Consider the following 25,601-nt stretch of genomic DNA (forward strand, 5'->3'; position numbering starts at 1 on the left):
ATGTTCCTGCCAAAATTCACCCCACCGCGGGTGGACGTGGCTTCCTGTTCGAGCTGGTTGAAAATGCGTTTGAACTGCTGCGAGGTCAGATGTGAAATTAATGGGAGAGAGTAATTAATCCGGAGGATAGGTTCATATGAATGTAGTAAAAATCAACCTCGAACAACATTTATAAGTGTGTTGCTATCAAAATAGAGACGACACTCTGCCGGGCGGGCATCGTCAGCTGTTTGCGCTTCCACGATCATGGCTGAATCTGGTTCTGTCGCGAAAGTCATTAAATCGGCCTCCGCAGGCCCCCACTCAAAAATGCTTCTAAGCGCAGACGTGCTAAATTCTTGAGGAATAACGAAGACATGACCATCCCGTTTCGGAACAGTTTTTGCGTTTAGCTTTTGAGCAAAGCGGTTTGTGAACCAGTTGTCCAGAAGTGGATTTGGAACAAAAACTAACCACGGATGATTGCCTAGCAGCTTCTGAACCTGCGCGATGATATAATCACTATTAGTTCCGTCTTCATGCCAAGAAATGTTGGGAACCGATGTCAAAATCCAGCCCTCGCACCATGTACACAAAGTTTTATAAGACCCTTAAGTATTTCTTTTGGAGATGTCGCATGAACTAGTAAGCGATCTACGCCAACAATACGCCCATTGACCATAAGTTGACCATCATGGGTGACAAAGCGCAGAATTGACTGTCTAGAATTATTGTTGATGCTAAAGATCGTCATACCGTCTTTAGCTCGTTCACTGCCATACATCATTTCAACCCGACCGACCGTTAGCCCACCTGGCCTTCCTTTGACACCAGCTTGAAGGAATTGCCTATTTGGAACCTTAAGAATACGAATTGACCCGACTGTACCAATTGCAAGGGTGGATACAACGAACGTATTTCGTGCAATTGCCTCGCCAATAGCTTTATCATTTCCAGTTGCCACTGCAATCTTACCACCTATAGCGGTCGCGCCTGCAGCAAGCGGATTGAAACCGTGCCCGTTATTAACTCCTGCAAGCTGGGTTAAACCGTCGGTGATCGAATTGACGCCAAGTGTGAAGACAGCAGCACCCGCAACTGTTGTGCCTGGTTCAGGCACAATGATACCAATGAAACCAACAGAAGTCTCTATTACGCCTACAACGACATTTACGGAACCCCACCCAAGACGGGAGCCAAGTGAAGCATGTGTCTTGTGTATCTTAACTTGAATTGCCTCTTTCAAATTTTCAGCCATCTTGGCGACGCTCATATCGGCCATAAAATAAGATGAGTCCAATGTAATGGTTTTGGACATTGCGCTATATTCATAGCCATCCATGTCGATCATGCGCTTTAACTGGATTTTATGACCTAGCCCACCGTTTTCTTCAGGGGCAACAGTCTGAAGTAATGAGACAGACATTCCTTCATCGTAAACATCAACGAAATAGTTGACTATGTTGTCAATTTCCATTTTTCAACACCGATCATAATATTCATTAAAACTGAACAAAGCAAAAAAACTTGGAAAGCCTAAGTTGCTCATTAATCAGATTTTACTTTTAGTTGATCACAGTATTCACAAAACCGATCCTTTTTGCAACGTCTTTCCGGGATAAGTAGGTTCAAAGGCTTGGCCGTCGCAAACTAGTTTTCGATTTAGTTTGAAATAGAAATTTGGGCTCGCTGCGGTAGTTAAGCTTTTCAACAAATAGCACTTATCGATGTCTGCTTTTTCACTTTCGATAAGTTGGCGGATTGCTTTCGTTGACCCAAAAATTTCGTAAGTGCTCTTGTCGTGATCGCATAGGTTGTTGGATTTTTCGTGTTGCAGCGAGTGTCTCAAAAGACCGCATTGCTGACCTTCGTTCAATCCGCAGCGAAAGCCCGCTTCCCGTCCCAATTAGGCTTTCGCCTTGCACCGGCTTCGATCAGCTTGTTGGGAATGTCTCTTGCCTGAACCGAACCGTCCAATTGACGAAAGTGTCGCCATGCCTCAGTCGATCATTGCAGTGGTACCGGTATCGAGGCGAGCGCTTGGGCGGCGACAAGCGGATGACGACCGCTCCCCGGACGCCATGTCGTGCAATGCGCCAAACGACTGAAGACTTGGCAGCGGTCCATTTCGGACATCATCTTCAAACTTCATGGATATCGACCCAGACCGATACGCGTCACAACACGCCTGCCAGTCAGCGGCCCTGGCCCGGTCCAACGGCAACTAGATCGACGTCAGCGCCTGTTCAAGGTCCGAAACAAGGTCGGCTTCGTGTTCGATCCCGACCGAGAGCCGCAGCAGGTTTTCCGGAACGTTTGTAACGTCGCCCTCGATCGTGAAGCGGTGTTCCACGAGGCTCTCCGTACCGCCGAGCGATGTGGCGCGCTGGAAGACGTCGAGACTGCCGGCAACCCGGAGCGCCTCTTCCTTGCCGCCCTTGACCCGAATGGACATCAGCGAGCCGAAACCGCCGGTCATCTGGGACTTGGCGAGATCATGATGCGGGTGACCGGGGAGGCCGGGATAGAGAACGGCGTCAATTTTCGGATGGTTTTCAAGAGATTTTGCGAGCGCCATCGTGTTGGCATTCATGCGCTCGACCCGGAGCGCCAGTGTTCTGAGGCCGCGCAGGAGCAGCCAGGCCTCGAACGAGCCGAGGATGGCACCGGCGATCTGGCGTTCTTCGCAAATGAATCTCCAGGCTTCGCTGTCCGGATCACTTGTGGAGACGACACCCCCCAGAATGTCCGAATGACCGTTGAGTGCCTTGGTCGCCGAATGCATGACAAGATCCGCACCCAGGGCAAGCGGTTTCAGGATCAGAGGCGTCGCCGCCGTCGCGTCGACGGCAAGCAGCGCGCCGTGCGCCTTGCACAGTTCTGAAATCCGGCGGATATCGGCAACCTTCAGATAGGGGTTGCTCGGAACTTCCAGCCAGACCATGTCGGGCTTCGTGATCGAAACCTCGTCGTGAACGCTTTCGAAATTGCTGGCGTCAGCCTCTACGAGGGCAATATTGTTGCGCGCGCAGTGCTTGCGCAGGAACAGGGTCGTGCCCCAGTAAATGCCGGATTGCACCAGCAACGTGCCACCGGGTTTGACGCTGCGGACGACGGCCGCGATCGCCGCCATTCCCGATGCAAACAGGCGGCTATCGGCCCCGTCCTCCAGCGTCGCGATCAGCTTCTCCGCCTTGAGATAAAGATCGTTGCTGTCGCGGCTGTAGATGTGTCCGGACCGGATCGGCGCGTAGTCTTCGTCGCGCACGAAGGTCGTCGCGGTCTGGATCGGAGGAACCACCGCGCCTGTTGCAGGATCGAACCCGCCGCCTGCATGGGCAAGAAGACTGTCTGGATGAAGGCCGGAATTCGGACGCGGTGATTTGGACATGAGACCTTGACGTGTTGCGATGCAGCTTGAAAAACGGCTGGTGTCAGCGTTTCAGGTGACGGGTGAGACGCGCTTCGATCTTGTCCCAGACCCGGCGAAGTGTTTCCACGATCATGAGATAGATGACCGCCGCCCAGATATAGGCCTGGAAGTCGTAGGTGCGGGAATAGGCGCGCCGGGTTTCCCCCATGATATCGTAGATCGTGATGATGGCAGCAATGGCCGATCCCTTGATCATGAGAATGATCTCGTTGCCATAGGGTCGCAGCGCTACCATGAGCGCCTGGGGCAGAATGACCTTGAAGAAGGTCACGGGCCTGTTGAGACCCAGCGCGGCCGCGCCCTCCCACTGGCCTTTTGCGATATTCTGGATCGCACCGCGCAGGATTTCCGCCTGATAGGCAGCCGTGTTCAGCGAGAACGCAAAGACGACACAGTAGAACGCATCCCGGAAGAACCACCACAGGCCAACCGATTGCAGTTCGGGCCGGAAGGACCCGAAACCGTAATAGATCAAAAAGGTCTGGGCGAGCAAAGGCGTTCCGCGGAAGAAATAGACATAGGCATAGGCGGGTGCGGAAAAGACTTTCCACTTCGACGACCGCGCCAGTGCGATCGGAATGGACAGCAGGGCACCGAAGAGAAGCGACAGGCCGACAATCTGAAGCGTAACCAGAAAGCCTTCGACATATTTGGCGCCGTATCTTTCCAGAAAGCTGTCGAATTCATGCGTTTCCAGTTGTGCATCCGCCCAGGTCGCCCAGTCTGCGGGAAGGTAAGGGCGCAGGGCTTCCAGGATCGGTTTTTCAAGATTGCCGATCAGGTAGGCGACGAGCGAGATGCCGGCGACGATCCAAAGAGCCATGAGCACATGACCGGCAATCCTGGCATTGGTCCACGGGCGGGGCGGGGCCGGAGGCGGTTTCAGCCCGGTTGTCGGGTTCGGGGCAATCATCTTTGCACCTCGCCGCGTTTGGACCAGCGCTCAATGCGCGTGAAGGCCGCGGAGGAAATCATCGCCAGTGCAAGGTAAATCAGGCACGCCAGGCCAAAGAACAGGAACGGTTCTTTCGTGACCCTGGCGGCAATACTGGTTTCACGCAGGAGGTCAGAGAGGCCGATGGTGGATACCAGGGCCGTATCCTTCAGGAGGATCAGCCAGAGATTGCCGAGCGCGGGCAGGGCCAGCCGGATGAGCTGCGGCAGGATAATCAGTGTCATGGTCTTGAAGCGCGACAGCCCGAGCGCATAGCCGCCTTCATATTGTCCCTGAGGGATACCGCGAAAGGCGGACAGAAACGCCTCCGAGGCGAAGGAAGAAAACACCAGCGAAAGTGCGATCATGCCGGCGACGAAGGAATTCACTTCGATGTAGATGTCGAAGCCCATGAGCTTCAAAAGCTGCTGCAGTCCGATCTGGACCCCGAAAAACACCAGGAACAGCGTCAGCAATTCCGGCAGGCCTCGGAAGATTGTCGTGTAGATATTGGCAGCCAGCTTGAGGCTTGGCTCGCTGGAGTTTTTTGCGAGCGCGATCAGAAAACCGATGATCAACCCAAAGGGCAGTGTGGCAAGCGAAAGCGAAATGGTGATCAGAACACCCTTGGCAATCGTGTCACCCCAGCCATTTTCCCCGAAGGACAGCAGCGTCAAAGCTTCTTCCATAAGCCGGCGCTTCTTTCTTTTCTTGTCGTTGCTGGCCCGGCCACCCCTCTGGCCGGTATTGCGACTTTTGTCGCAAATGAAAGCGCGGCGCTGATTTGCGCCGCGCTCCTGTTTTCTTCAATGGGCTGTCAAATCAGCCGCCATAAACGTCGAACGTGAAGTACTTGTCGTTGATTTCCTTGTACTTGCCGTTCGCAAGGATGGCTTCCAGGGCCTTGTTGAACTTGTCCTTGAGCTCGCCGTCATCCTTGCGGATGGCAATGCCGGCACCTTCACCGTTGATGACCGGGTCCGGGGTCAGCGTGCCGAGGATCTTGCAGCAGGCACCGTCGTCGGTTGCCAGCCAGTCGGAAAGCACCACGACATCGTCGATCACGGCATCGATGCGGCCACTGGCAATATCGAGCTTGTACTCATCCGGGGTCGGGTAAAGCTTGAGGTCGGCCGACCCCAGTTTTTCCTCGGCGTAGTTGGAATGGGTTGTTGACGACTGTGCGCCGAGCGCAATGCCGCTCAAATCCGCATCGGTGGTTCCGGCGATGCTGGAATCCTTCGGTACGGCAATTGCCGGCGGAGTGTTGTAGTACTTGTTGGTGAAGTCGACCTTCTGCTTACGCTCATCGGTGATCGACATGGACGCAATGATAGCGTCGTACTTGCCAGCCTGAAGGCCGGGAATGATCCCGTCCCAGTCCGAGGTGATGAATTCACACTCGACCTTCATCTCTTCACACAGGGCTTTGGCGATATCGACGTCAAAACCGACGAGCTGACCGTCGGAGGTCAGTGAGTTGAATGGAGGGTAGGCGCCTTCAGTACCGATACGGACTTTCGACCAGTCCTTTGCTTGAGCACCACCAACGGCAGCCAGAACAGCAACTGCGGCTGCAGCCATACGCAAAACACGCATTTTTATTTCCCCTAATATTTTGTCGCGGCGCAAGCGGGTTCTTCCCGCCTTTTTGCCCGAAGACCCTATTCCATACACTTCGGTCTAAATTTCAAGCATGCCTAACAAAAAAACACATTGTAAAACGCGCTTTTTGCGCTTTCTGATTGTGTGCCGATACGGAAAGCACCATTTGGCTGTGCCGCAAGCGCCACGAACCGTGCCGTCCACTGAACGATACGGCCCGGCCTGTCGGCGCGGATCTGGAATGCCCGGCGCCTGGACAGATCAATCTTGTTCATCGAATCCATGAAATAGTTGAATTTGTTCGGGCCGTTCCGACCCTCTAAGCAAGTGTCACCACACAACAGTCACTGTCGCGAACTGGCCTTGTGATGTCCGTTCCCGATATCAGGAGGCCCGAATGACATCCTTCGAACTCTTCATCGGAAACAAGAACTATTCGTCCTGGTCGTTCCGGCCATGGATTGCGCTGCGCCACAAGGACATTGCCTTTGAGGAGAAGCTCGTTCCCTTCGATTTTGAAAACGGCAATCCGGAGTTTCGCGCCTTTTCACCGAGCATGAAGGTTCCGGTGCTCAAGGACGGATCCCTGACGGTCTGGGACAGTCTGGCGATCCTCGAATATGCCGCGGAGTGTTTTCCGGAAAAGGGTCTCCTGCCGCAGGACAGGCAAATGCGTGCGCGAGCCCGTGCCGTTTCCGCGGAGATGCATTCCGGATTTTCGGCGTTGAGGAATGCGTGTCCCATGAACATGCGCCGTCAGGTGGAAGTCATGGACGTGGATGAGGCCGTCAGGGCGGATGTGTCGCGCATTCTGGACATCTGGAATGAATGCCTGAACGCGTCCGGCGGACCGTTCCTGTTCGGCGACTTTTCGATCGCAGATGCCATGTACGCACCGGTTGTGAGCCGGTTTGCGACCTATACGTTGTCAGAAGACCCGGTTTTTCAGCAATATCACGCTGCCCTGACAGGGACGCGGGCCTGGCAGGCCTGGGAAGCCGATGCCCTGAAGGAAACCTGGTACGTCGCCGTCGACGAGGTCTGAGAGGCGCGGACACCGGTTTGGCGGACGGTTCGTTCGTCTGCAGCGGCGATTGACCGGATTGCGGGTGAGGGGCTCCGTTTCGGGTGCGCCTTGCCTTGAGCCGTGCTTTTGCCGGACGGGCCTGTCAGGCGCGCGACTCGAAGGATTGGTCCAGCGCGCCCATCTCCTTGAAATAGTCCTGCAGCCTGTCAACGAACCGGCGCACCTTGATCGGAATGAAGCGATTGGACGGATAGACCGCGTGGATCGGGTGCGGCGGGTACTGCCACTCGGGCAGAACAAGTTCCAGCTCACCGGAGGCCAGGTAAGGCTCGATCAGCCAGCGATTGGCAATTGAAATGCCTAGCCCGGCAAGCGCCGCCTGCCGAAGGGTCGAGGAGTTGTTGACGATCATCGCCGGATTGATCTTGATCGACAGCTTCTCGCCCAGTGTGCTGATGAACGGCACCCGGTCCCCCGTCGAGATGTTCTTGTAGAGCAGGTAGTCATGCTCCGGCAAATCGGCCGGATGCCGCGGACGGCCCTTCCTGTCCAGATATTCCGGCGAGGCGACCAGGCAGCGCTGCGCGACGCCGAGCCTTCGCACGATCAACCGTTCGTCCCTGATTTCGCCCATCCGGATGGCGACATCCAGCCGTTCCTGGATGACATCTACGAACTGGTCGGACAGGGAAATATCCAGCAGAAGGCAGGGATGCTCCTTCTTGAAACGGATGAGAAAATCGGACAGTACGCTCTCCGCAAATCCGAGCGGCAGACCGATCGAGAGCGGACCCGACATCTGTGTCTCATCGCTCTGGATCGATCTGTCGGCTTCAACCAGTCTATCCAGAATATCGCGCGCATAGGCGTAGTAGCGTTCACCGGCCTCGGTCAGCTGAAGTTGCCGCGTCGTTCGATTGAGCAGACGCGTGCCGAGCTGGTCCTCAAGACCGCGGATCTGTTGGCTGATCGCCGGCTGGGACACCCCGAGATGTTTGGCGGCAGCTGAAAAGCTGCCGAGATTGACCGATTGAACGAAACCGGAAAGCGCGCTGAGTTTGTCCATGGGGTCTTGTTTCCAACGGTTGACGGTTCGTCGATATATATAAATGACGCTTATGAGTTTTATAAGGTTGGCCGCTCTTTAAAAACAAATTGAATGAAACAATTTTCAGGAGGCCCCGCCGGTGTCACGGTTGGCGGCCCTCAAATGCATCATCTTCAGGTCAAGCCGGGAGGCAGTTCATGACCCAATCCAATTTCTCTCTTTCCAGACGTTCCCTTTTGGGTGCCGCTACTGGCGCTGGCGCAATCGCAGCTGCGGGCGGTGTGACGCTTGTGGGTGGCGCCGCGAATGCCGCGGCCCCGAAAGCCGGCGCGCCGATGGCCGGAGCCCTGCGCTACAAGGTGGGCGACATGGAAGTGACCGCGCTGCTGGACGGTTACCTCGATGTTACGCCGGAAGTGGTCGTCGGTTACGACGCTGCAGAAGGCAAACGGCTGAGAGATGCCGCGCTGATCGATGGCGAAGCTCTTCGCATTCCCGTCAACGCCTACCTGGTCAACACGGGTGATCGGCTTGTCCTCGTAGACGCGGGCACCTCCGATGCGCTCGGTCCGACCATGGGACGTCTGCCGTCGGCGCTTGAGGCAGCGGGTGTGTCTCCGGATCAGATCGATGCCATCCTGATCACGCACATGCATCCCGATCATCTGTTCGGAGCCGTCGATGGCGATGGCAACCGTGTTTTCGCCAACGCTGAACTCATGCTTCCGGAAACCGACAATGCGTTCTGGTTTGACGACGCGGCCATGAACGGCGCACCCGAACAGTTCAAGCCTTTCTTCCTGGGTGCACGCAAGGCAGCGGACGCCTACAAGGGCAGCCAGACGCTGTTTTCGGGCGACAAGGAACTGATGCCGGGTGTCAGCGCGATGGCGCTTCCGGGCCACACGCCTGGTCACACAGGCTACGTTTTCGACAGCAATGGCGAAACTCTGGTGATCGCGGGCGATATCATCCACATGACGGTTTATCAGTTTGACCAGCCGGGTTGGGGTATCGGTTTCGATATCGATAGCGGCAAGGCAGCCGAGACCAGAAAGTCATTCTTCGATCAGGCCGCAAGCGACAAACTGCTCTTTGCAGGGGCGCACATCCCGTTCCCGGGTATGGGCCGGGTCGCAAAGGACGGCGATGCCTATCGTTTCGTGGCTGCCGGTTGGCCCTACGCCTATTGATGAATTCGACCTTGAGCCCGGCAGCGTGCTGCCGGGCTTACCTTATGCCGAAGCCGGAAAAGGGCAGGTAGGCGACCATGTCACCTGCCTTGATTTGCGTGGCGTCTTCAGGGATCTCGATCAGGCCGTCCGCCTCACGCAGTCCCGTGATCAGCCCGGAGCCGTCGCGCATGAATTTCCTGGCCACCTGCCTGCCTTCGTCATCGGTTTCCAGATAGCCCCGGTAGAACTCCCGGCGATCGGGTTTCTTTTTCGCAATGTCGAACCCGGCCGGAACCTGAAAACTCTGCGGCTGGAGGAAATGCCCGCCCGCGAGCACGCTCAGGACCGGCCGTGCATAGAGCAGAAAGCAGACCATAGCGGCAACCGGATTTCCCGGAAGACCGAGAAAAACAGAGGATCCGATGGTCCCGAACATCATCGGTCTGCCGGGCTTGATCGCCAGTTGCCACATGTGCTGCTGCCCGAGCCGGTCGAGCGCTTCAAGCATGTGATCTTCTTCTCCGCGGCTCGCCCCGCCCGTCGTCAAGATGACATCGAACCGGTGTGACGCGTCACGCAGGGTGCGTTCGACGAGTGCCTTGTCATCCTTCAGGATACCGAGATCTTCCGTCTCGACCGGGGCGATCGCCGACAGACCGCGCAGCAGGAAATGATTGCTGTCATAGACATCGCCGACCGTTATCAGGTCACCGGGGCGGCGCAATTCGTCTCCGGTCGAAACAAGTGCGACCCTGAGCTTCCTGTAGACGCTGATGTCCGGCTTGCCCGTCGACGCGACAGCCGCAATGTCCTGGGGGCGCAGTCTTTGACCGGCCTTCAGGATCGATGTGCCGGCGGAGACGTCTTCACCGGCTTTGCGGCAGTTTGCTCCCGCTTTCAGGCCTTGTGGAATGATGACGAAGTTCTCGCCGTCCTGCGCGTGGGTTTCGCAGTCCTCCTGCATTGCAACGGTGTCTGAGCCGGGCGGCATCACGGCACCGGTGAAAATCCTTGCCGCAGCCCAGGGTCCCAGCACGATATCACTCGCGTGACCGGCGGCGACGCGCTGATTAAGCCGGAAAAATCCGCCGGCCTCGTCGAAATCCGAATGCCGGAACGCGTAGCCGTCCACGGCGGAATTGTCGGCGAGGGGAACGTCGCGCGGTGCCGTCACGTCTTCTGCGAGGATCCGCTCAAGCGCGTCTTCGAGACGGACGGTTTCAACCTCCGCGATCGCCGACAACCTGTCCTTCAGGATGCCGAGCGCCTCGTGATGCTTCAGCCGGTCCTTGTCGTGCAGAAAGCAGTCGTCCAGAAGCCGTTTCGCGGTCATCGTTCCACCCTCTTCAGATCGAGGTGACGCTCAATGAAATCCGCCATGGACGGAACGTCGTCCAGATCGAAGACGGGCAGCGTTTCGCCTGGCAGGGCGTGATCCGAGGCGATGGCCATGATATTCGGATCCTGCGGGGCGAGGGCTCCGCGATCAACGGTTTCCAGGCGGCGTGCCTCAATCTTCGGATGATCCTCGCGCTTGTAGCCTTCGATCATGACAAGATCGCAGGGGGCGAGCCGCGCAAGAATGTCCGCGAGCGATGGTTCGTCCTCCTGCCTCAATTCATGCATCAATGCCCATCGGCGCCCGGAGACCAGCGCGACTTCGCTCGCACCGGCTTCCCGGTGGCGGTAGCTGTCCGCGCCCGGCTTGTCGATATCGAAATTGTGGTGCGCGTGCTTGACGGTGGACACCTTGAAACCACGTGCCGTGAATTCCGCAACCAGCCTGGTCACCAGTTGGGTCTTGCCGGAATTCTTCCAGCCGGTGATACCGAAGACGGGTGTGGTTGTCATGAGAAGCGCGCACTCAGCGTATTGCGGACGGTCGCCAGATCGTCTGGCTTGTTGGCATTGAAAAAGGGATCGAGGCCCGTTTTCCGGTCTAGTTCGAAGGACACTTCGACACTGTCGTGCCGGTCAACGAAGGCAAGCACCTTTCCGCTTTGCCCGGTCTCAAGCCATGTGTGAAGATCGTCTTTCAGCCTGACGGGCCAGAGCCCGAATACGGGGTGAAGTTTGCTCGACGAAGAGGCCAGCGCGATGACCGGAGCATCGGCCGGAACCGCAGAGCATAAGCGCTCGACGAGATTCGTCGGAAAAAACGGTGTATCCCCGGCGACCGAGATCACGTGGCTGACGCCGGGCATATTCTTGTCTGCATAGGTCAGTCCGGCCAGGACGCCTGCAAGAGGCCCCGCAAATTCACCGACCGGATCGGGAACGACGGGTAGCCCGAACTGTGCAAAACGATCCGGGTCTCCATTGGCGTTGAGAACGATGTCGGGAACCTGTGTTGACAGCCGGGTGAGGATGACGTCGAGCATCGACTTTCCGCCGATATCAAGAAGGCTCTTGTCGCCGCCGCCCATGCGCCGCGACTGTCCGCCTGCGAGGACGCAACCGAGCACCCTGTCTGTGGTCAAGGCTTCGCGCTTTGCCATCATTGCGCTGCCAGGCTCCCTTTTCGTTTTGATTTTTCCGGTTCGTCTTCTGCGGTTTCGGGATCCATGTCGAACTCTATGCGTTCAGATCCCGCCAGGGCCACGAACCTTTTCCCCCTTGCGCGGCCGATAAGGGTCAAGCCTGCCTGCTGCGCCAGTTCGACCCCCCAGGCTGTAAATCCGGATCGCGACACGAGGATGGGGATTCCCATCATGACGGTCTTTATCACCATCTCCGAAGTCAGCCGGCCTGTCGTATAGAAGATCTTGTCGCCCGCCGGGATGCCGTTCAGCACCATCCACCCGGCAATCTTGTCGACTGCATTGTGCCGTCCGACGTCTTCCATATAGACGAGCGGCCTGTCTTCCTGGCACAGAACGCAGCCGTGGATTGCGCCGGCTTCCAGATAGAGGGACGGCGTCGTGTTGATTGCCTTGGTGAGACTGTAAAGCCAGGACGTTCGCAACCTTGCGTTCGCCGGAAGCGAGGCTGTTTCAAAACCATCCATGACATCGCCGAAAACGGTCCCTTGCGCACATCCTGACGTGCGCACTTTCTTTTTCAGCTTTTCCTCGTAGTCGGTTTCCCGTTCGGTTCGAACGACGACAACGTCAAGATCCTCGTCAAAATCGATATCGGTCACGACATCATCGTCTGCCAGCATGTTCTGATTCTTCAGGTATCCCACCGCAAGCAGATCGGGATGATCGCCGATGGTCATCATCGTGACGACTTCTTGCGAGTTGAGATAAAGGGTCAGGGGCTTTTCGGTCACGACCCTTGTTTCAACCGATTTGCCGTTTTGATCGATACCGGTGACCGTCGTTGAAAGCCTGGCATCCAGCGGGTCGGGTTTCAGCACATAAGGGCCTGACAAAGGCGCATAACTCCACAACAGATTGTTCTGGAGAGACTATGGGACGCAGCGGGGAAAGGGCAAGGTCTTAACTGCGCAAATTGCCGTCTGCCCGGCGCGACCGCCGGGAACGGCAACAGGTGCTTGAAAGCAGAAGGTTTGCGTTCCGGAAACACCGACTGGACTGGGTGTGTTTTCCGGAAGGTACGTCTTGCGCATTGCGATCGGTCTGGCGGCGGCAATGCAGCGATTCGGTTCAGATCATCAGCATGTCGTTGGTAAGCCTTCCTGCCTGCAGTTCGGCTGCGAAATGGCTGAAGGCCAGATAGGCTTCGTGCCGGGTGACCTGGCCCGGATGATCCAGCAGCGGCCGCAGCACCGGGTAAGCAGATGCAGCAACGCCGTCCGTCAGATCGCGGAAGAACATGAGCGAATTCGGAAACAGGCGAAAATCGACAGGCTCGTGAATGATGCCTTCAATGCTCTCCAGGCGCGGATCGTTCATCACACAGTAAACGGTGTCCAGCACCTGGCCGGTCTGTCCTTCAAGGACCTGGACGATATGCTGATCAACCAGCAGCAGGGCGCCGGTCACGCCTGCCTTGCGGTTTATCCGGCGGATACGCAGAAGCGTTCTGTCGATTTCGTCGGGCAACGGCAGGCGCATGTTGTCCCATTTGATTTTGCTGCGATAGCAGGCGCGGTAGAGCTCCATTGCGTGTCCAATCGTTTCTGTGCCGATAGACCAAGCCTGCGCCTCAATTCCTCACAATTGCTTAAAATCTTAGTCAAATTGGAAGAAGAAGTGGGGAAACACCGAAGAGATCGCAAAGTTCTGAGGAAAACAGTGCTTCACGATTGAGATCTTGGTTAAAGAAACCTGTGAAAAACCGGCGTCCAAATCTTGTGTGGAAAACTATGGTTGCTGGGACAGTTTGTAATCCAGCCCCGTTCTGACGGCCGGCCATTCATGAGCAAGAATCGAATAGACGGCCGTGTCCCTCAATGACCCGTCGGAGGCGCGCTGATGTGATCTGAGCACGCCATCCAGTTTTGCGCCGAGGCGTTCGATTGCCGCGCGGCTCTGCCTGTTCATGAAGTGGGTCCTGAACTCTACGGCAATGCAGTCCAGGTCTTCGAATGCATGCGCCAGCAGCATGCGTTTGCATTCGGAGTTCAGTCCCGTTCTCTGGACGGACTTCCGGTACCAGGTCGAGCCGATCTCAACGCGTTTGTGGACAGCGTCGATATTCATGTAAGTGGTCATGCCGACGGCGGTTCCGTCCGGCTTCAGCACAGCGAAGGGCAGCATCGATCCGGCCTCCTGCAACGCAAGGCGGCGTTTGATCTCGTCGTCCATCTTGCCGGGCTCGGGAATGGATGTGTACCAGGCTTTCCAGAGGTCTCCTTCAGCGGCAGCTTCTGCCAGGTCTGCGGCATGGGTGTGGGCGAGAGGACATAGGGTCGCGTGGCTGCCGCTCAGGGTAACGGGAAGGGGCCAGCTCATGTCGTCGCTCCTGTATTTCAATGCCGTGCTTCAGAATGAACGCTCTTCACCGTTCCACTTGAAAAACCGGCCCGTTCGTTCAAGGTCGAGCTCGGCTGCGACCTTCAGGATACCCGCGGCAACATCGACAGGGCAATTGTCGGCGGCAGGCCCACCCATTGACGTGCGCACCCAGCCCGGATCGATCAGGGCTACCGGAATACCATCGGGCTCAAGTTCGGTTGCAAGGCCCTGCATGACCTTGTTGACCGCCGCTTTCGAGGCCCGGTAGGCGAGGGTGTCGGCCTTGCGATACCCCATCCACGACATCTGGCTGGAAATCGTGAGGATCCTTGCAGAACGCGATCTTCTCAGGTGAGGCAGGAAGAGCTGGGAGACCGCCAGCGGAGCAAGCGTGTTGACCTCCAGCGTTTTCAGGAAACCCTGAAAGTCCATGTCGAGCGGCGACTGGCGTGCCGGCGTGATGATGCCGGCATTGTTGATCAAGAGGTCGAGCTCTTCATCGAGACCCGCCGCTGCACGGCCCACGGCGTCATGGTCGGTCACGTCGAACACAAGAGGGGCATAGGCATCACCGAGTGCTGCCGCGCTCTCTTTCGCTGCAGATTGCGACCTGACCGATCCATAGACCTTCCAGCCGTCGGCCAGTGCCTTGCGCGCAAGTTCAAGGCCGATCCCGCGATTGGTGGCGGTGATAAGACAGGTGGGCATGTGACGTCCTGAGGTTCCGGCGGCGGGGAAATTAGCCAATTCACTGTGGACCGGTAGATTAGCGCGCGTCATCCGCAACGCAACCGGCATTTGGCGATGTTGCGGGAAATTGGCACGCCTGTGTTCATTCCGGACCCAAAAGCGACGGATGCAGCAATTTGGCGGCTTGTTTTTATTGGGCCGCAAATTAGATTCCGTTGCGAAATACCGCTGGTTCTTTCAGACAGCGTGCAACGGAACAGGACAGTGCAATGAGCGATGGAATCAAGCAGGCCGTGATCGAGAGCCTGAAGCAGATCAAGGGTCCGGACCTTGAAGGTAATATTGTCTCGCTCGGGCTGGTATCCGATGTGTTCGTTTCCGATGGCCGCGTTGCCTTTTCAATCACTGTCCCGGCAGAACGGGCGCAGGAACTCGAACCCTTGCGCCAGGCGGCAGAGAAAGTCGTGAGGGAAGTCGATGGTGTTGAAAATGCCATGGTTGCACTCACGGCCGAGCGCGCCCCGGGCGCTGCGCGCAACACCCCGTCCGCACCCAAACCGGCACCCCGGCCCGCGCAGCGCGCACCCGAAGAACAGGCTGCGGACAAGCCCGGCGTGCCGGGCATCAAGCACATCATCGCCGTAGCCTCGGGCAAGGGAGGGGTAGGTAAATCGACAACTACGGCCAACCTGGCGCTGGGTATGGCGGCAAACGGACTGAAAGTCGGTGTTCTGGATGCCGACATCTACGGTCCCTCCGTCCCCCGGCTCTTCAATGTCTCCGGCCGCCCCGAAACCGTTTCCGGACGGGTTCTGAAACCGCTTGAGGGCTACGGAATCAAGGTCATGTCCATGGGCTTCATGGTCGAGGAGGAAACACCGATGATCTGGCGCGGGCCGATGGTCATCTCGGCGCTGACCCAGATGCTCCGGGAAGTCGCCTGGGGTGATCTCGATGTGCTTGTTGTCGATATGCCCCCGGGCACCGGTGACGCCCAGCTCACGATGGCGCAGCAGGTGCCTCTGGCCGGTGCCGTGATTGTGTCGACGCCTCAGGACCTGGCACTGATCGATGCCCGCAAGGGGCTCAACATGTTCAAGCGGGTCGATGTGCCCGTACTCGGGATCATCGAGAACATGAGCTATTTTCTGTGCCCGGATTGCGGCAGCCGGCACGACATATTCGGCCATGGCGGTGCGCGCGCGGAAGCGGACCGGCTCGGCGTTCCGTTCCTCGGGGAAATTCCCCTGACCATGAAAATACGGGAGACCTCGGACGCGGGGACGCCCATTGTGGTCTCCGATCCCGAGGGGCCCGTGGCCGCGATTTACAAGACGATCGCAAGGCAGGTTGTCTCTTCAATCGAGAGCGCTGCGGCTTCGCCCGAGAGGGCTGCGCCCAAAATCGTGTTCGAGTGAGCGGAAAGGTTCGGTTATCCGCTCATTGAGACGAATCCGAGTGCGCGGGATCCAGAATTACGTGCGAATGCGACTGAACGCGATCGGTTCGAACGGGAACTGATCGCGGCAAGATTGTTTTTTTTCTCCTTTGCCACAACTTTTAAAAAGTTTATGAAAGTCAAGGTTTTAGGGAAAGATTCCCCTGCGTGAAGCAATTCGGGTCGCAATTGTCTCAAAGATACCCGATTTGTTTCACGGACGGATCACGCCTCGACTATAGAGTACCCTGCGTTGAGTGAAGAAAGATTTCAATCTTACGTAGGGATCGCGCTGAGGAATGGACTATGGCCATCCAGAGCAGAACAGAATTGCAAAGGCACCGTCTCTTGGCGTTCTGATTGCGATTTCGACCGTCAGTCCGCTGGCTATGCAGATCTATCTGCCTTCTTTGGCCGGCATGATGATCGTGTTTTCGGCATCGGCCGGCGAAATTCAGCTGTCCATGTCCGCCTACTTCATCGCTCTGGCAATTTCGCAACTCTTCTGGGGACCTCTGTCCGACCAGTTCGGTCGCCGTCCGGTTATCATCGCCGGAATGGCTCTGTTCGTGTCGGCAACGGTCTGGTGCCTGTTTGCTCCCTCGATCGAATGGCTGATCGCAGCGCGTGTCGTGCAGGCTGCGGGAGGGAGCGCCGGCATCGTGCTGGCAAGGGCGATCGTCAGGGATCTTTACGGTCCCGCTCAGGCGGCAAGCCGGATCGGCTATGTCACGATGGGCATGGCGGTCATGCCGACGATCGCACCCGCGCTCGGTGGCGTTCTCGACCAGTATTATGGATGGCAGGGCGGTTTCGTTCTGCTTCTGCTGATCGGGGTCGGGGTTTTCGTTACAAGCTATCTGTCACTTCCCGAAACCAATCTGATGCGCAGTTCGGCCGGCTTCGGACGCGCGTTCCGCGCCTATCGCATCTTGATGGGTGAGCCTCTTTTCTGGAGCTATGCTCTTACGGCCTCCTTTTCCGCGCTGACCTATTTCGCCTACCTGGGCGGAGCGCCCTTTATTGCCGCTCAGCTTCTCTCCTTGAGCGCCGCGGAGATGGGTTTGTACTTCATGCTCGTTGCCGTCGGTTACATCGTGGGCAACTTCCTGTCGGGCAAGTTTTCCGAGCGCGTCGGGCTTTATCCGATGATCATCTCGGGAACGCTGTTGAGTCTTCTTTGTGTCGCGCTGATGGGAGGGCTTGCCTATGCCGGGGTCGTGACGGCAACAAGTATCTTCCTGCCCATGTTCGTGCTGGGTCTCGGCAACGGTATATGTCTGCCAAGCACCATTTCCGGTGCCGTAAGTGTCCGTCCCGAGCACGCCGGATCCGCATCCGGTCTGGTTGCTTCGATGCAGGTGGGGTGGGGGGCCGCTGCCGGGACGCTCGTTGCGTGGCTCTTTGCCGGCAGTTTTCTCGCAGGATCTGTCTGGAGCATGATCCTGATCATGATGTTCGGAGCTGCCGCCAATCTTGTTGCAGCACTGACGATCAAACGGGCTTCGGCGGCACAACGCCTTGTGCCAGCCGAGTGATCATGCCTGGGAGAGGAACAAAGTAACCGGATGGCGGCAATCAGCCGCCAGTCACGCTCATGTGGCGTGAAACAGCCGGTTGCCTGGATTTCCGGTCGATGACGAAATCATGCCCCTTGGGTTTGCGCCCGATTGCCTCGTCTATGGCATCGTTCAGGATCTCGTTGCCTTCCGATGCGCGCAGCGGAGCCCGAAGATCAGCCATGTCGTCCTGCCCGAGGCACATGTAAAGCTGGCCGGTGCAGGTGACGCGCACGCGGTTGCAGCTTTCGCAGAAATTGTGGGTCAGCGGCGTGATGAGGCCGAGACGTCCACCGGTTTCCTCGATCGTCACATATCGGGCCGGCCCGCCGGTTTTGTAGGGAATGTCCGTCAGCGTGAATTGCTCCGACAGCCGCTGGCGCACCGTTGAGAGGGGCAGATACTGGTCGGTGCGGTCGCCATCGATCTCGCCGAGCGGCATGGTCTCGATCAGTGTCAGGTCGTGACCTTCACCATGACACCACTCCAGCATGTCGACGATTTCGTGTTCGTTGACGTCCTTGAGGGCCACCATGTTGATCTTGATTTTCAAGCCCGCGGCGGTCGCGGCACGGATGCCGCCAAGGACCTTTTCAAGATCGCCCCAGCGGGTAACCGCCTTGAACTTCTGCGCATCCAGCGTGTCGATGGAGACGTTGATGCGGCGGACACCGCAGTCATATAGCTCGTTGGCGTAACGGGCGAGTTGCGATCCATTGGTGGTGATCGTCAATTCTTCGAGAGCGCCGCTGTCCAGGTGCCGTCCGAGGCTCCGGATCAGGCTCATGATGTTCTTGCGTACCAGCGGCTCGCCGCCGGTGAGGCGCAGTTTGCGAACGCCTTTTTCTATGAACGCGGAGCAAAGCCGGTCGAGTTCCTCAAGGCTCAGGACCTCCCGCTTTGGAAGGAAGGTCATGTCTTCCGCCATGCAGTAAACACATCTGAAATCGCAGCGGTCTGTCACCGAAACGCGCAGGTACGTGACCGCGCGTCCGAAGGGATCAATCATAGGAGATGTCGGGCCCAGGGCATCGGCCGAATTGGTAGGAACGACAATTTTCCCGTCAGTCACGCGTCTCTCTCCCATGCGTTCATTTTTCTTGACCACATCATATGGCGCGCCTTGAGACAATAGCAATGGAAACCGCTCTGTCTGTCAGCACCTCGACTACAGGTAAACTTGCCAGTGTAGTTTTGTCAATCGGACGCACATTGCCACTTAGTCGCGGTTTGCATCGAGGAGCGCGCGTATTTCCGAAAGGGAAGGAACCAGATCCCGGATCCTGTCTTCCGGATATTGCGCGCGGAAGGCGTCGATATCGGGATCGATTGATTTGATTGCAGCATCGCGAAACCGGCGGCCTGTTTCCGTCAACCAGACGGTTTTGCTGCGCCCGTCTTCAGGGTTCGGGCGGATCTCGACAAATCCGTGTTCCACCAGGCCGTTCAGAGTATGGGTCATTGTGGTTTTCGGGACCTGGAACGCTTTCGCAAGCGCGAGGGGTGTCTGACCGTTTTTCACGCGGATCAGGTGATTGACCACGCTGAAATGCGGTAGGGTCAGGCCCTTGGGCAGCCGGGCTTCAAGCGCAGTTCGGCTGAGCTGCGCGATGATTCCGATTTCATTGAAGAATGCAAAAAAGAGCGTCCTTGTCTCGTTATCCATTCATGATCCGTGTTTCAAGCGGCCAGCGCGGGGAAGGCGGGGTTGCGGGACCGTAACCCAACCTGCCCAGCATCTGAACCGTTTCTCCCGGTTTGGCAAGAAGTTCATGGGCCTCGCGGTAATGCGGCCGCATTTCCTCGAATTCCTGGAGCGCCTGGCTGACCGGATGCAATGCGAGCCCGAGTCTCGTCGTTTCAAGGTTCAGGCGCAGCCAGCGCCGGCCGGCGTCTATCTGATCGCCTCGCCTGTTTTCGCGGGTTGTCAGCACGACATAGGCCGGGGTCGCAGCGAGCATCTCTCGGAAGATTTTCACTCCTTCCTGAAATCCGGTGGATGCGGGGTCGAGCTGGTCTGCGCGGTTCAAAACACCGGCAAGCATCAGCGTTTCCAGAAACGGACCGCCCAGATCGATGCCGTCGGGATTGGCATTGATCTCGGACTTGCCGAACCGCATCAGGTCGACGCTTTCCTTCAAGGTTCTGGGGGTCTGCATTTCCGTAAGCCAGGCGTTCCAGGTCAGGTCCCGGATCCGTGCGACCTGACCGGCGTCGGTTATGACGCTTCCAAACGCTTCGAGCGCGGCAGCTTCACTTTCGGGAACAGGCGTATCCTGAAACGGTTCCTTGCAAGAGCGCCGTGAGAGTATGTAGCCGGCCAGCGGATCGACGGTGCTTCCCTGTCGCAGACTGACATGAGCAACCGGCCCGTCTTCACCTTCCGGAAAAAGCGCGATATCTGCCGTCCTGTCTTTCAGCGTTGCAGCGATGGCCATCTGCTCCAGAAAGCAGCCCAGCCCGACAAAAATCTGCCGCAGGAACGGATCGGTATGCGGCAGGTCCCGGGTCTTGTCCCGGTGAAGGACAAACTGATCGCTGCCTTTGAGTTCGAGCAGCCAGGGCTGCCGGTTGTGCGGGTTGGGGGCCAGCAACGCGTGGGACAGGGCGAACAGCCTCGGGTCTTCATAAGCGCCGGCAGTGTTCCAGGGTGCGAGTGCCTTTTCCGGCGTTCGCGTCGCCAGGAAGGCACCGGCCGATGCGGTCGCCGCGACCACGGTTCCGCCTCCGAGAATGGCAAGCGTTTGTCTGCGTGTCAGGGTCATCAGGATCTCCATTGGTACGATATCGCACTAAATAGTGCGAAATCGAACTAAAATCAACCTGACTGCAGAAAATTTGAAAATTTGGCGTGAGGACTTGTAATGACACTAAAAGGTGTTATTTAAAATGACACCAAAAGGTGTTGCAAAGGAGTGGCCAATGAAATTGATGAAATCCCTGGGAGCAGCGGCTCTCTCCCTGATCGCGGGCGTGGTGGCCCATGAGGCCGATGCGGATGAGATCAAACTGTCTGCCCGGTCGGATCTGGAATGGCAAACAACCGGTGAAGGCGTTGCGTTTGCACCGCTGAGAGGGAACCGCTTCGAGGAAAGCTACATGGCAATGGTGCGGCTGCCCGCCGGCCTGGTCAGTCCGGTTCATGTCAAAAGCGCCGGAATGTTTGGCCTTGTCGTTACCGGTGAAATGGTTCACGTGGCCGGTGACCGGATTGGTGGCAGGGAAAAAGTGCTGAAAAGCGGGGACTACTACGAAATTCCCGCCGGGCTACCGCACCTGAGCAAATGCGTCTCGCAAATCGATTGCGTCACGTTTCTTTACCAGGACGGTCCCTTCGACTTCTTGCCGGTCGGGGAGGGGCGCCAATGAACACGGGACCGCAATCCGTCTTTCGTGCGCTTTCGGATCCGACCCGGCGCGAGATTCTTCTGCACCTGAGCAGGGAAAGCCTCGCGATCTCCGAGATTTCGGAACGTTTCGGCATCACCCGCACCGCGATCAACAAACATCTGGCGATTCTCGAGGAAGGCGGTCTTGTCAGGAGCGAGACAATCGGACGGGAGCGGAGAAAGAGCCTGTCGCCCGCACCGTTGAAATCGGCTTTCGAGTGGCTCGGGTTCTTCGAGCATTTCTGGGACGCCAAACTGGCGGATCTGCAGCGTGAAATAGCCAAGGATATGAAGGAACAGGAAGGAAAATCAAAATGACAGCGACGACGATTACCAAGACAATTTTCCTCAATGCGCCCCGCACGCACGTCTGGGCGTTTCTCACCGAGAAGGACAAGCTGGCGCGCTGGTTCCATCCTGCGGTTGAGGATCTCAAGGAGGGCGCCGACTACACGCTCCTCGACCAGCATGGCGACATGGAAAGGATCTGCTGGGGCAAGGTCCTGGAAATGAAACCGCATGAGCGTCTCGTCTACACCTTCACTGTGAAACCGCTGAACGGAGCCATGACCACAGTGCGCTGGTTGCTGGAGGATGCGGTCGGCGGAACACGCCTGACCCTCGTTCATGAAGGGATTGAGCAGGCGGCAGGCGAAGCGGCCTTCATGATGCTGAGCGCACTCGATGCGGGTTGGGACGAACACTTCGGGCGGTTCCGTGTGCAGGTCCGCGAGGCTGTGCCTGCGGAGTAACCCGCTTCAAATTCAGCGGCCGGCGGGAAATTGCCGGTCGCTCGGTTGATCCAGACGCGCGTCCGGACGTACTTGGAACAGTCGAAAAAGCAGAGGCACCATGACCACACTCGTTTGGTTCCGGCAGGACCTGAGAACAGCCGACAATCCAGCTCTGTTTGAGGCTGCGAAGAACGGTCCGATTGTTCCCGTGTTTGTGCTCGAGGACCCGGCACAAACCGGCGAAACCCATCCGCTTGGGGGTGCCAGCAGGTGGTGGCTTCATCACAGTCTTGAAAACCTGGCAGAAAAACTGCCGGGTCTCGTCATATGCCGGGGCGATGCGCGGCACGTGCTTCCGCAGATTGCACGGGAAACCGGCGTTCGTTCCGTCTATTGGAACCGGTGCTATGAGCCGCACGCGATCGAGCGGGACACCGAAATCAAGGCCCTTTTGAAAGACGAGGGCTTCGAGGTCCAGAGTTTCAAGGCGGCGCTTTTGTTCGAGCCTTGGGAACTCACAAACAAGACCGGCGGTTCCTTCAAGGTTTATTCGCCGTTCTGGAAAACCGCACAACAGCAGAACGTCGATCCGCCGCTGCCTGCACCGCGGAACATTGAAGTCCTGGAGAGCACGCATGGCGAAGTTCTGGAGAGCCTGGGGTTGCTGCCGTCAAAGCCGAATTGGGCAGGTGGTTGGGACGGTCTTTGGAAGCCTGGTGAAGAGGGTGCGTCGGCGCGGCTGAAGGCGTTTCTGGCGTCCGGGCTGGAGGGTTACGGGGAGCTGCGGAACCGGCCGGACCTGCCGAATGTCTCCCGGCTTTCGCCTCACCTGCATTTTGGAGATATCTCGCCGCGGCAGATCTGGCACGAAACCTGGCAGTTGATCGATAACGACGATGGGTATCGAAAAGACGGTCTCAAGTTCCTGTCGGAGATCGCCTGGCGCGAGTTTTCCTATCATCTGCTTTATCATTTCCCGGAGCTGCCGCAAGCGAACTGGCGTCCCGCATTCGATGCCTACCCGTGGCGCGACGCACCCGCGGATCTGACACGCTGGCAAAAGGGCGAAACCGGGTATCCGATCGTCGATGCCGGCATGCGCGAGCTTTGGCAGACAGGTTACATGCACAATCGCGTCCGCATGATTGTCGCGAGTTTCCTGGTCAAGCATCTCCGATTGCACTGGCAGCACGGCGAAGCGTGGTTCCGCGACACGCTGCTCGACGCGGACCTGGCCAACAATTCCGCCAGCTGGCAGTGGGTGACCGGATCAGGCGCGGACGCAGCACCATACTTTCGGATCTTCAATCCGATTACACAGGGCAAGAAATTTGATCCGGACGGTGCCTATGTGAAGACCTGGGTGCCGGAATTGAAAGGATTGGGCACGGACTGGCTGTTCGAGCCGTTCAATGCACCGGCTTCAGACCTTGAAAGGGCAGGGATCGTGCTTGGCCGGGATTACCCGGCACCGATTGTCGATCATGCAACGGCGCGACAGGCGGCGCTGGACGGTTACGAAGCTGTCAAACGGGTCGGACAAAACGCCGCTTGACGCCTTGACTGTGCGCAGTATCGTCCCGACACAGCAGAAACCACCAACGTTCCGGAAGATAACCAATGGCGGACGCCTCCACTCCCTGGCCGACAGAACTGCGGGTCGCAAGCGACAGGAAATCACTGTCGGTTGCCTTCGACAACGGTGCGAAACATGACCTTTCGGCCGAATATCTGAGGGTGTGTTCCCCGTCGGCAGAGGTCAAGGGACATGCGCCGTCTCAAAAGCAAACGGTTCCGGGTAAGCGCAATGTCGAGATCATCAAGGTTGAGCCTGTCGGCAATTACGCCGTTCGCATTCATTTCGACGACATGCACAGCTCCGGTATCTATTCCTGGCGCTATCTTCTGGACCTTGGAGAACGGCCGGCGAACCATTGGGATGTCTATCTTCAGGAACTGGCTCAAAAGGGGCTCAGCAGGGATATGTGATTTCAATTCCCCGAGACCGGCTGCAAGAATCGGCTAAGATAATGATAGGCTGAACCCACGCCTTCCCCCTCCGACCGGAGAAGCAGCCGACCTGCAGGGCAACACCATTGGCTTGATATGCGCGCGCATGAGGAGGGATTGCAATCTTGCGCAAGACCGGGATTTTGCCAATGAAGTTATCTGCACCAGTCTATCGTCTCAGGCGCATGGCCAGGAACCTGGCAAGGCGCGAAGACATCTCCCTTTCCAGGGCGCTCGACCGCGTTGCGAATGCGGAAGGGTTCGGCAGCTGGAACCTGCTCGCTTCCTTTCACCGGGAGACAGCGCCATCTGCACGTCTGCTCGATCTGCTTCAACCGGGCGAACTTTTGCTGCTGGCAGCGCGGCCCGGGCACGGAAAAACGCGCCTCGGCCTTGAGCTTTTGGACCGTGCATCGCACCAGGGTCTGAGGAGCGTGTTTTTCTCCTCCGAATTCTCTGAAGGCGACCTCGCCGACGTTTTTCCGGCGGTCCGCAAAACTGGGCCGGACCGGCACAGCATCGAAACTGTTCTAACGGATGAATTGAGTGCGAGCACGGTCACGGCGTCTCTTGCCGGAGATCGTGACGGTCCGATTGCCGTCGTCGATTATCTTCAGGTGCTCGACCAGCGTCGCGCAACGCCTGAACTGTCGGATCAGATCCACGCCCTGAAAGCCCTTGCGGTCAATACCCGCGCACGCCTTGTGATCCTTTCGCAGGTTCACCGGTCCTACGATCCGCGCCAGAAGACCCTTCCGGATTGGACCGATATCAGGCTGCCCAATCCTGTTGACCTGTCGCAGTTCGACAAGGGCTGTTTCCTGAACAACGGCAAACTGGCGGTGCATCCGGGCCCTTGACGGTCTGGTCATGAAGGACAGGCAATAACGCAAAAAGAAAAGGCCGGATCAAGCGATCCGGCCTTTTCTCGATTTATCTGGGTGCGCTGCTTAGCGCTTGACCACGATCTTGGAGCCAACGCTGACGCTCTTGTAGAGGTGAATCACGTCTTCGTTCGCCATGCGGATGCAGCCTGAAGAAACTGCGGAACCGATTGTCCACGGCTCTGTCGTCCCATGAATGCGGTACAGGGTTGAACCGATGTAAAGCGCACGTGCGCCCATCGGGTTGTTCGGGCCGCCCGGCATATAGGTCGGAAGGATACGGCCTTTCTTGCGCTCACGGGCACGCATTTGTGCCGGCGGTGTCCAGCTCGGCCATTCCGCCTTGCGGGTCACGCGGTGCGTGCCTGCCCACTGGAAGCCCTGTTTGCCGACGCCAACGCCATATTTCATCGCCTTGCCGTTGGGCAGGACGTGATAAAGACGGCGCTCGGACGTATCGATAACGATCGTGCCGGGTGAATAAGGCCCGTCAAAGTTGACCTTCTTGCGCCGGACCGGCGACTTTCCACCTGGGTGGTATTTGGGAGTGACCCAGGTGTTTGTGCTGTGGTCGAAGTAGCCGGCGCGGGCCGACACTTCAGCTGGCAGCAGGAACGAGCCTGCCAGTATTGCAATCACTGCGTAAAAATATGTCTTCATCTTTATCCCCCTTCAGCGCTTTCCCACATCAGAGCGCGCATCGCATCGAAGGTTACGTTAGGAAAATCTCCTTGCCGCACTATTAACAATCATGGCCTAATTTTGATTGGAAGGGAATCTCACGATGATGTGAGGAGGCCGCAGGTCGATCAAATGTGCCGAATTTGCAAC

General features: G+C 57.5%; 28 protein-coding genes. 10 read left to right on the forward strand and 18 right to left on the reverse strand.

Going from position 1 to position 25,601, the window contains the following annotated elements; all coding sequences use genetic code 11:
- Positions 1–152: 152 nt before the first annotated feature.
- The 6 genes from RBB49_RS14785 to RBB49_RS14810 all read right to left on the reverse strand — a co-directional run bounded on the left by RBB49_RS14785 (position 153) and on the right by RBB49_RS14810 (position 5,945).
- A complete protein-coding gene (locus RBB49_RS14785) occupies positions 153–548 on the reverse strand; it encodes a hypothetical protein (RefSeq protein ID WP_306143611.1) in 396 nt (131 codons plus the stop codon).
- The gene (locus tag RBB49_RS14790; RefSeq protein ID WP_306143612.1) at positions 545–1,456 is read right to left on the reverse strand and encodes a hypothetical protein; all 912 of its coding nucleotides are present in this window, start codon (positions 1,454–1,456) and stop codon (positions 545–547) included. The genes RBB49_RS14785 and RBB49_RS14790 overlap by 4 nt, the downstream gene beginning before the upstream one ends.
- Positions 1,457–2,203: 747 nt before the next feature.
- Positions 2,204–3,370 carry a PLP-dependent aspartate aminotransferase family protein gene (locus RBB49_RS14795; protein ID WP_306143613.1) on the reverse strand — a complete coding sequence of 389 codons (1,167 nt, stop codon included), beginning with the start codon at positions 3,368–3,370 and terminating at the stop codon, positions 2,204–2,206.
- A gap of 43 nt (positions 3,371–3,413) precedes the next feature.
- Positions 3,414–4,325 carry an ABC transporter permease gene (locus RBB49_RS14800; RefSeq protein WP_306143614.1) on the reverse strand — a complete coding sequence of 304 codons (912 nt, stop codon included), beginning with the start codon at positions 4,323–4,325 and terminating at the stop codon, positions 3,414–3,416.
- Positions 4,322–5,035: an ABC transporter permease gene (locus RBB49_RS14805; RefSeq protein ID WP_306143615.1), complete on the reverse strand. Its 714-nt coding sequence runs from the start codon at positions 5,033–5,035 to the stop codon at positions 4,322–4,324. Before RBB49_RS14805 ends, RBB49_RS14800 begins: the two co-directional genes overlap by 4 nt.
- A 133-nt stretch (positions 5,036–5,168) precedes the next feature.
- Entirely contained in the window at positions 5,169–5,945 is a 777-nt protein-coding gene (locus RBB49_RS14810) for an ABC transporter substrate-binding protein (protein ID WP_306143616.1), read from the reverse strand.
- 403 nt (positions 5,946–6,348) lie between these two features.
- Between RBB49_RS14810 and RBB49_RS14815 the strand changes: the two genes are divergently transcribed.
- On the forward strand, positions 6,349–6,996 hold the full coding sequence (locus RBB49_RS14815) for a glutathione S-transferase family protein (RefSeq protein WP_306143617.1): 648 nt from the start codon (positions 6,349–6,351) through the stop codon (positions 6,994–6,996).
- Between the two features lie 124 nt (positions 6,997–7,120).
- Here the strand turns inward: RBB49_RS14815 and RBB49_RS14820 are convergent, their stop codons facing one another.
- A complete protein-coding gene (locus RBB49_RS14820; RefSeq protein WP_306143618.1) occupies positions 7,121–8,044 on the reverse strand; it encodes a LysR family transcriptional regulator in 924 nt (307 codons plus the stop codon).
- A gap of 179 nt (positions 8,045–8,223) precedes the next feature.
- On the opposite strand from RBB49_RS14820, the gene RBB49_RS14825 reads away from it, so the two are divergent.
- Positions 8,224–9,219, forward strand: a complete 996-nt coding sequence (locus tag RBB49_RS14825; protein ID WP_306143619.1) for an MBL fold metallo-hydrolase — start codon at positions 8,224–8,226, stop codon at positions 9,217–9,219.
- 37 nt (positions 9,220–9,256) lie between these two features.
- On the opposite strand, the gene glp is transcribed toward RBB49_RS14825, so the two are convergent.
- The 7 genes from glp to RBB49_RS14860 all read right to left on the reverse strand — a co-directional run bounded on the left by glp (position 9,257) and on the right by RBB49_RS14860 (position 14,774).
- Positions 9,257–10,534, reverse strand: coding sequence for a gephyrin-like molybdotransferase Glp (gene glp / locus RBB49_RS14830; protein ID WP_306143620.1), 1,278 nt, complete (start codon positions 10,532–10,534; stop codon positions 9,257–9,259).
- Entirely contained in the window at positions 10,531–11,052 is a 522-nt protein-coding gene (mobB, locus tag RBB49_RS14835; protein WP_306143621.1) for a molybdopterin-guanine dinucleotide biosynthesis protein B, read from the reverse strand. The genes glp and mobB overlap by 4 nt, the downstream gene beginning before the upstream one ends.
- Complete coding sequence (gene mobA / locus RBB49_RS14840) at positions 11,049–11,681, reverse strand: molybdenum cofactor guanylyltransferase MobA (RefSeq protein ID WP_306143691.1); 633 nt, start codon at positions 11,679–11,681, stop codon at positions 11,049–11,051. The genes mobB and mobA overlap by 4 nt, the downstream gene beginning before the upstream one ends.
- Positions 11,682–11,698: 17 nt before the next feature.
- Positions 11,699–12,577, reverse strand: coding sequence for a formate dehydrogenase accessory sulfurtransferase FdhD (gene fdhD, locus RBB49_RS14845; RefSeq protein WP_306143622.1), 879 nt, complete (start codon positions 12,575–12,577; stop codon positions 11,699–11,701).
- Positions 12,578–12,812: 235 nt separating this feature from the next.
- Positions 12,813–13,271, reverse strand: coding sequence for a BLUF domain-containing protein (locus tag RBB49_RS14850; protein WP_306143623.1), 459 nt, complete (start codon positions 13,269–13,271; stop codon positions 12,813–12,815).
- Positions 13,272–13,472: 201 nt separating this feature from the next.
- Positions 13,473–14,063, reverse strand: a complete 591-nt coding sequence (locus RBB49_RS14855; protein ID WP_306143624.1) for a GNAT family N-acetyltransferase — start codon at positions 14,061–14,063, stop codon at positions 13,473–13,475.
- A 30-nt stretch (positions 14,064–14,093) separates the two neighbouring features.
- A complete protein-coding gene (locus tag RBB49_RS14860) occupies positions 14,094–14,774 on the reverse strand; it encodes an SDR family oxidoreductase (RefSeq protein WP_306143625.1) in 681 nt (226 codons plus the stop codon).
- Positions 14,775–15,025: 251 nt separating this feature from the next.
- Here RBB49_RS14860 and RBB49_RS14865 point away from each other — a divergent pair, with 251 nt between their 5' ends.
- Together RBB49_RS14865 and RBB49_RS14870 are read left to right on the forward strand one after the other, a co-directional pair.
- Positions 15,026–16,174, forward strand: a complete 1,149-nt coding sequence (locus tag RBB49_RS14865; protein WP_306143626.1) for an Mrp/NBP35 family ATP-binding protein — start codon at positions 15,026–15,028, stop codon at positions 16,172–16,174.
- 319 nt (positions 16,175–16,493) lie between these two features.
- A complete protein-coding gene (locus RBB49_RS14870) occupies positions 16,494–17,732 on the forward strand; it encodes a multidrug effflux MFS transporter (RefSeq protein ID WP_306143627.1) in 1,239 nt (412 codons plus the stop codon).
- Positions 17,733–17,772: 40 nt separating this feature from the next.
- Here RBB49_RS14870 and moaA read toward each other — a convergent pair whose 3' ends face one another.
- The 3 genes from moaA to RBB49_RS14885 form a co-directional block, all read right to left on the reverse strand.
- Complete coding sequence (gene moaA / locus RBB49_RS14875; protein ID WP_306143692.1) at positions 17,773–18,762, reverse strand: GTP 3',8-cyclase MoaA; 990 nt, start codon at positions 18,760–18,762, stop codon at positions 17,773–17,775.
- 210 nt (positions 18,763–18,972) lie between these two features.
- Positions 18,973–19,419: a MarR family winged helix-turn-helix transcriptional regulator gene (locus RBB49_RS14880; protein WP_306143628.1), complete on the reverse strand. Its 447-nt coding sequence runs from the start codon at positions 19,417–19,419 to the stop codon at positions 18,973–18,975.
- A complete protein-coding gene (locus tag RBB49_RS14885; RefSeq protein ID WP_306143629.1) occupies positions 19,412–20,518 on the reverse strand; it encodes a twin-arginine translocation pathway signal protein in 1,107 nt (368 codons plus the stop codon). Before RBB49_RS14885 ends, RBB49_RS14880 begins: the two co-directional genes overlap by 8 nt.
- Before the next feature lie 157 nt (positions 20,519–20,675).
- Here RBB49_RS14885 and RBB49_RS14890 point away from each other — a divergent pair, with 157 nt between their 5' ends.
- From RBB49_RS14890 to RBB49_RS14915, 6 genes are all read left to right on the forward strand, one after another.
- Positions 20,676–21,122 carry a cupin domain-containing protein gene (locus RBB49_RS14890; protein ID WP_306143630.1) on the forward strand — a complete coding sequence of 149 codons (447 nt, stop codon included), beginning with the start codon at positions 20,676–20,678 and terminating at the stop codon, positions 21,120–21,122.
- Positions 21,119–21,460: a helix-turn-helix transcriptional regulator gene (locus tag RBB49_RS14895; protein WP_306143631.1), complete on the forward strand. Its 342-nt coding sequence runs from the start codon at positions 21,119–21,121 to the stop codon at positions 21,458–21,460. Before RBB49_RS14890 ends, RBB49_RS14895 begins: the two co-directional genes overlap by 4 nt.
- Positions 21,457–21,894, forward strand: coding sequence for an SRPBCC domain-containing protein (locus tag RBB49_RS14900; protein WP_306143632.1), 438 nt, complete (start codon positions 21,457–21,459; stop codon positions 21,892–21,894). The genes RBB49_RS14895 and RBB49_RS14900 overlap by 4 nt, the downstream gene beginning before the upstream one ends.
- Before the next feature lie 100 nt (positions 21,895–21,994).
- Positions 21,995–23,431 carry a deoxyribodipyrimidine photo-lyase gene (locus tag RBB49_RS14905; RefSeq protein WP_306143633.1) on the forward strand — a complete coding sequence of 479 codons (1,437 nt, stop codon included), beginning with the start codon at positions 21,995–21,997 and terminating at the stop codon, positions 23,429–23,431.
- 65 nt (positions 23,432–23,496) lie between these two features.
- The gene (locus RBB49_RS14910; RefSeq protein ID WP_306143634.1) at positions 23,497–23,865 is read left to right on the forward strand and encodes a DUF971 domain-containing protein; all 369 of its coding nucleotides are present in this window, start codon (positions 23,497–23,499) and stop codon (positions 23,863–23,865) included.
- Positions 23,866–24,035: 170 nt separating this feature from the next.
- Entirely contained in the window at positions 24,036–24,746 is a 711-nt protein-coding gene (locus tag RBB49_RS14915) for a DNA helicase (protein WP_306143635.1), read from the forward strand.
- A 90-nt stretch (positions 24,747–24,836) separates the two neighbouring features.
- Here RBB49_RS14915 and RBB49_RS14920 read toward each other — a convergent pair whose 3' ends face one another.
- A complete protein-coding gene (locus RBB49_RS14920) occupies positions 24,837–25,430 on the reverse strand; it encodes a L,D-transpeptidase (RefSeq protein WP_306143636.1) in 594 nt (197 codons plus the stop codon).
- Positions 25,431–25,601 lie beyond the last annotated feature (171 nt).

This window comes from Roseibium sp. MMSF_3412 (assembly GCF_030733265.1).
In the GTDB taxonomy this organism is placed as follows: Bacteria; Pseudomonadota; Alphaproteobacteria; order Rhizobiales; family Stappiaceae; genus Roseibium.

Bases quoted from the DNA above. Each gene is read 5' to 3' on its own strand.
- RBB49_RS14790 (WP_306143612.1), bottom strand. From the start codon at position 1,456: ATGGAAATTGACAACATAGTCAACTATTTCGTTGATGTTTACGATGAA.
- RBB49_RS14795 (WP_306143613.1), bottom strand. From the start codon at position 3,370: ATGTCCAAATCACCGCGTCCGAATTCCGGCCTTCATCCAGACAGTCTT.
- RBB49_RS14800 (WP_306143614.1), bottom strand. From the start codon at position 4,325: ATGATTGCCCCGAACCCGACAACCGGGCTGAAACCGCCTCCGGCCCCG.
- RBB49_RS14805 (WP_306143615.1), bottom strand. From the start codon at position 5,035: ATGGAAGAAGCTTTGACGCTGCTGTCCTTCGGGGAAAATGGCTGGGGT.
- RBB49_RS14810 (WP_306143616.1), bottom strand. From the start codon at position 5,945: ATGCGTGTTTTGCGTATGGCTGCAGCCGCAGTTGCTGTTCTGGCTGCC.
- RBB49_RS14815 (WP_306143617.1), top strand. From the start codon at position 6,349: ATGACATCCTTCGAACTCTTCATCGGAAACAAGAACTATTCGTCCTGG.
- RBB49_RS14820 (WP_306143618.1), bottom strand. From the start codon at position 8,044: ATGGACAAACTCAGCGCGCTTTCCGGTTTCGTTCAATCGGTCAATCTC.
- RBB49_RS14825 (WP_306143619.1), top strand. From the start codon at position 8,224: ATGACCCAATCCAATTTCTCTCTTTCCAGACGTTCCCTTTTGGGTGCC.
- glp (WP_306143620.1), bottom strand. From the start codon at position 10,534: ATGACCGCGAAACGGCTTCTGGACGACTGCTTTCTGCACGACAAGGAC.
- mobB (WP_306143621.1), bottom strand. From the start codon at position 11,052: ATGACAACCACACCCGTCTTCGGTATCACCGGCTGGAAGAATTCCGGC.
- RBB49_RS14850 (WP_306143623.1), bottom strand. From the start codon at position 13,271: ATGGAGCTCTACCGCGCCTGCTATCGCAGCAAAATCAAATGGGACAAC.
- RBB49_RS14855 (WP_306143624.1), bottom strand. From the start codon at position 14,063: ATGAGCTGGCCCCTTCCCGTTACCCTGAGCGGCAGCCACGCGACCCTA.
- RBB49_RS14860 (WP_306143625.1), bottom strand. From the start codon at position 14,774: ATGCCCACCTGTCTTATCACCGCCACCAATCGCGGGATCGGCCTTGAA.
- RBB49_RS14865 (WP_306143626.1), top strand. From the start codon at position 15,026: ATGAGCGATGGAATCAAGCAGGCCGTGATCGAGAGCCTGAAGCAGATC.
- RBB49_RS14870 (WP_306143627.1), top strand. From the start codon at position 16,494: ATGGACTATGGCCATCCAGAGCAGAACAGAATTGCAAAGGCACCGTCT.
- moaA (WP_306143692.1), bottom strand. From the start codon at position 18,762: ATGATTGATCCCTTCGGACGCGCGGTCACGTACCTGCGCGTTTCGGTG.
- RBB49_RS14880 (WP_306143628.1), bottom strand. From the start codon at position 19,419: ATGGATAACGAGACAAGGACGCTCTTTTTTGCATTCTTCAATGAAATC.
- RBB49_RS14885 (WP_306143629.1), bottom strand. From the start codon at position 20,518: ATGACCCTGACACGCAGACAAACGCTTGCCATTCTCGGAGGCGGAACC.
- RBB49_RS14890 (WP_306143630.1), top strand. From the start codon at position 20,676: ATGAAATTGATGAAATCCCTGGGAGCAGCGGCTCTCTCCCTGATCGCG.
- RBB49_RS14895 (WP_306143631.1), top strand. From the start codon at position 21,119: ATGAACACGGGACCGCAATCCGTCTTTCGTGCGCTTTCGGATCCGACC.
- RBB49_RS14900 (WP_306143632.1), top strand. From the start codon at position 21,457: ATGACAGCGACGACGATTACCAAGACAATTTTCCTCAATGCGCCCCGC.
- RBB49_RS14905 (WP_306143633.1), top strand. From the start codon at position 21,995: ATGACCACACTCGTTTGGTTCCGGCAGGACCTGAGAACAGCCGACAAT.
- RBB49_RS14910 (WP_306143634.1), top strand. From the start codon at position 23,497: ATGGCGGACGCCTCCACTCCCTGGCCGACAGAACTGCGGGTCGCAAGC.
- RBB49_RS14915 (WP_306143635.1), top strand. From the start codon at position 24,036: ATGAAGTTATCTGCACCAGTCTATCGTCTCAGGCGCATGGCCAGGAAC.
- RBB49_RS14920 (WP_306143636.1), bottom strand. From the start codon at position 25,430: ATGAAGACATATTTTTACGCAGTGATTGCAATACTGGCAGGCTCGTTC.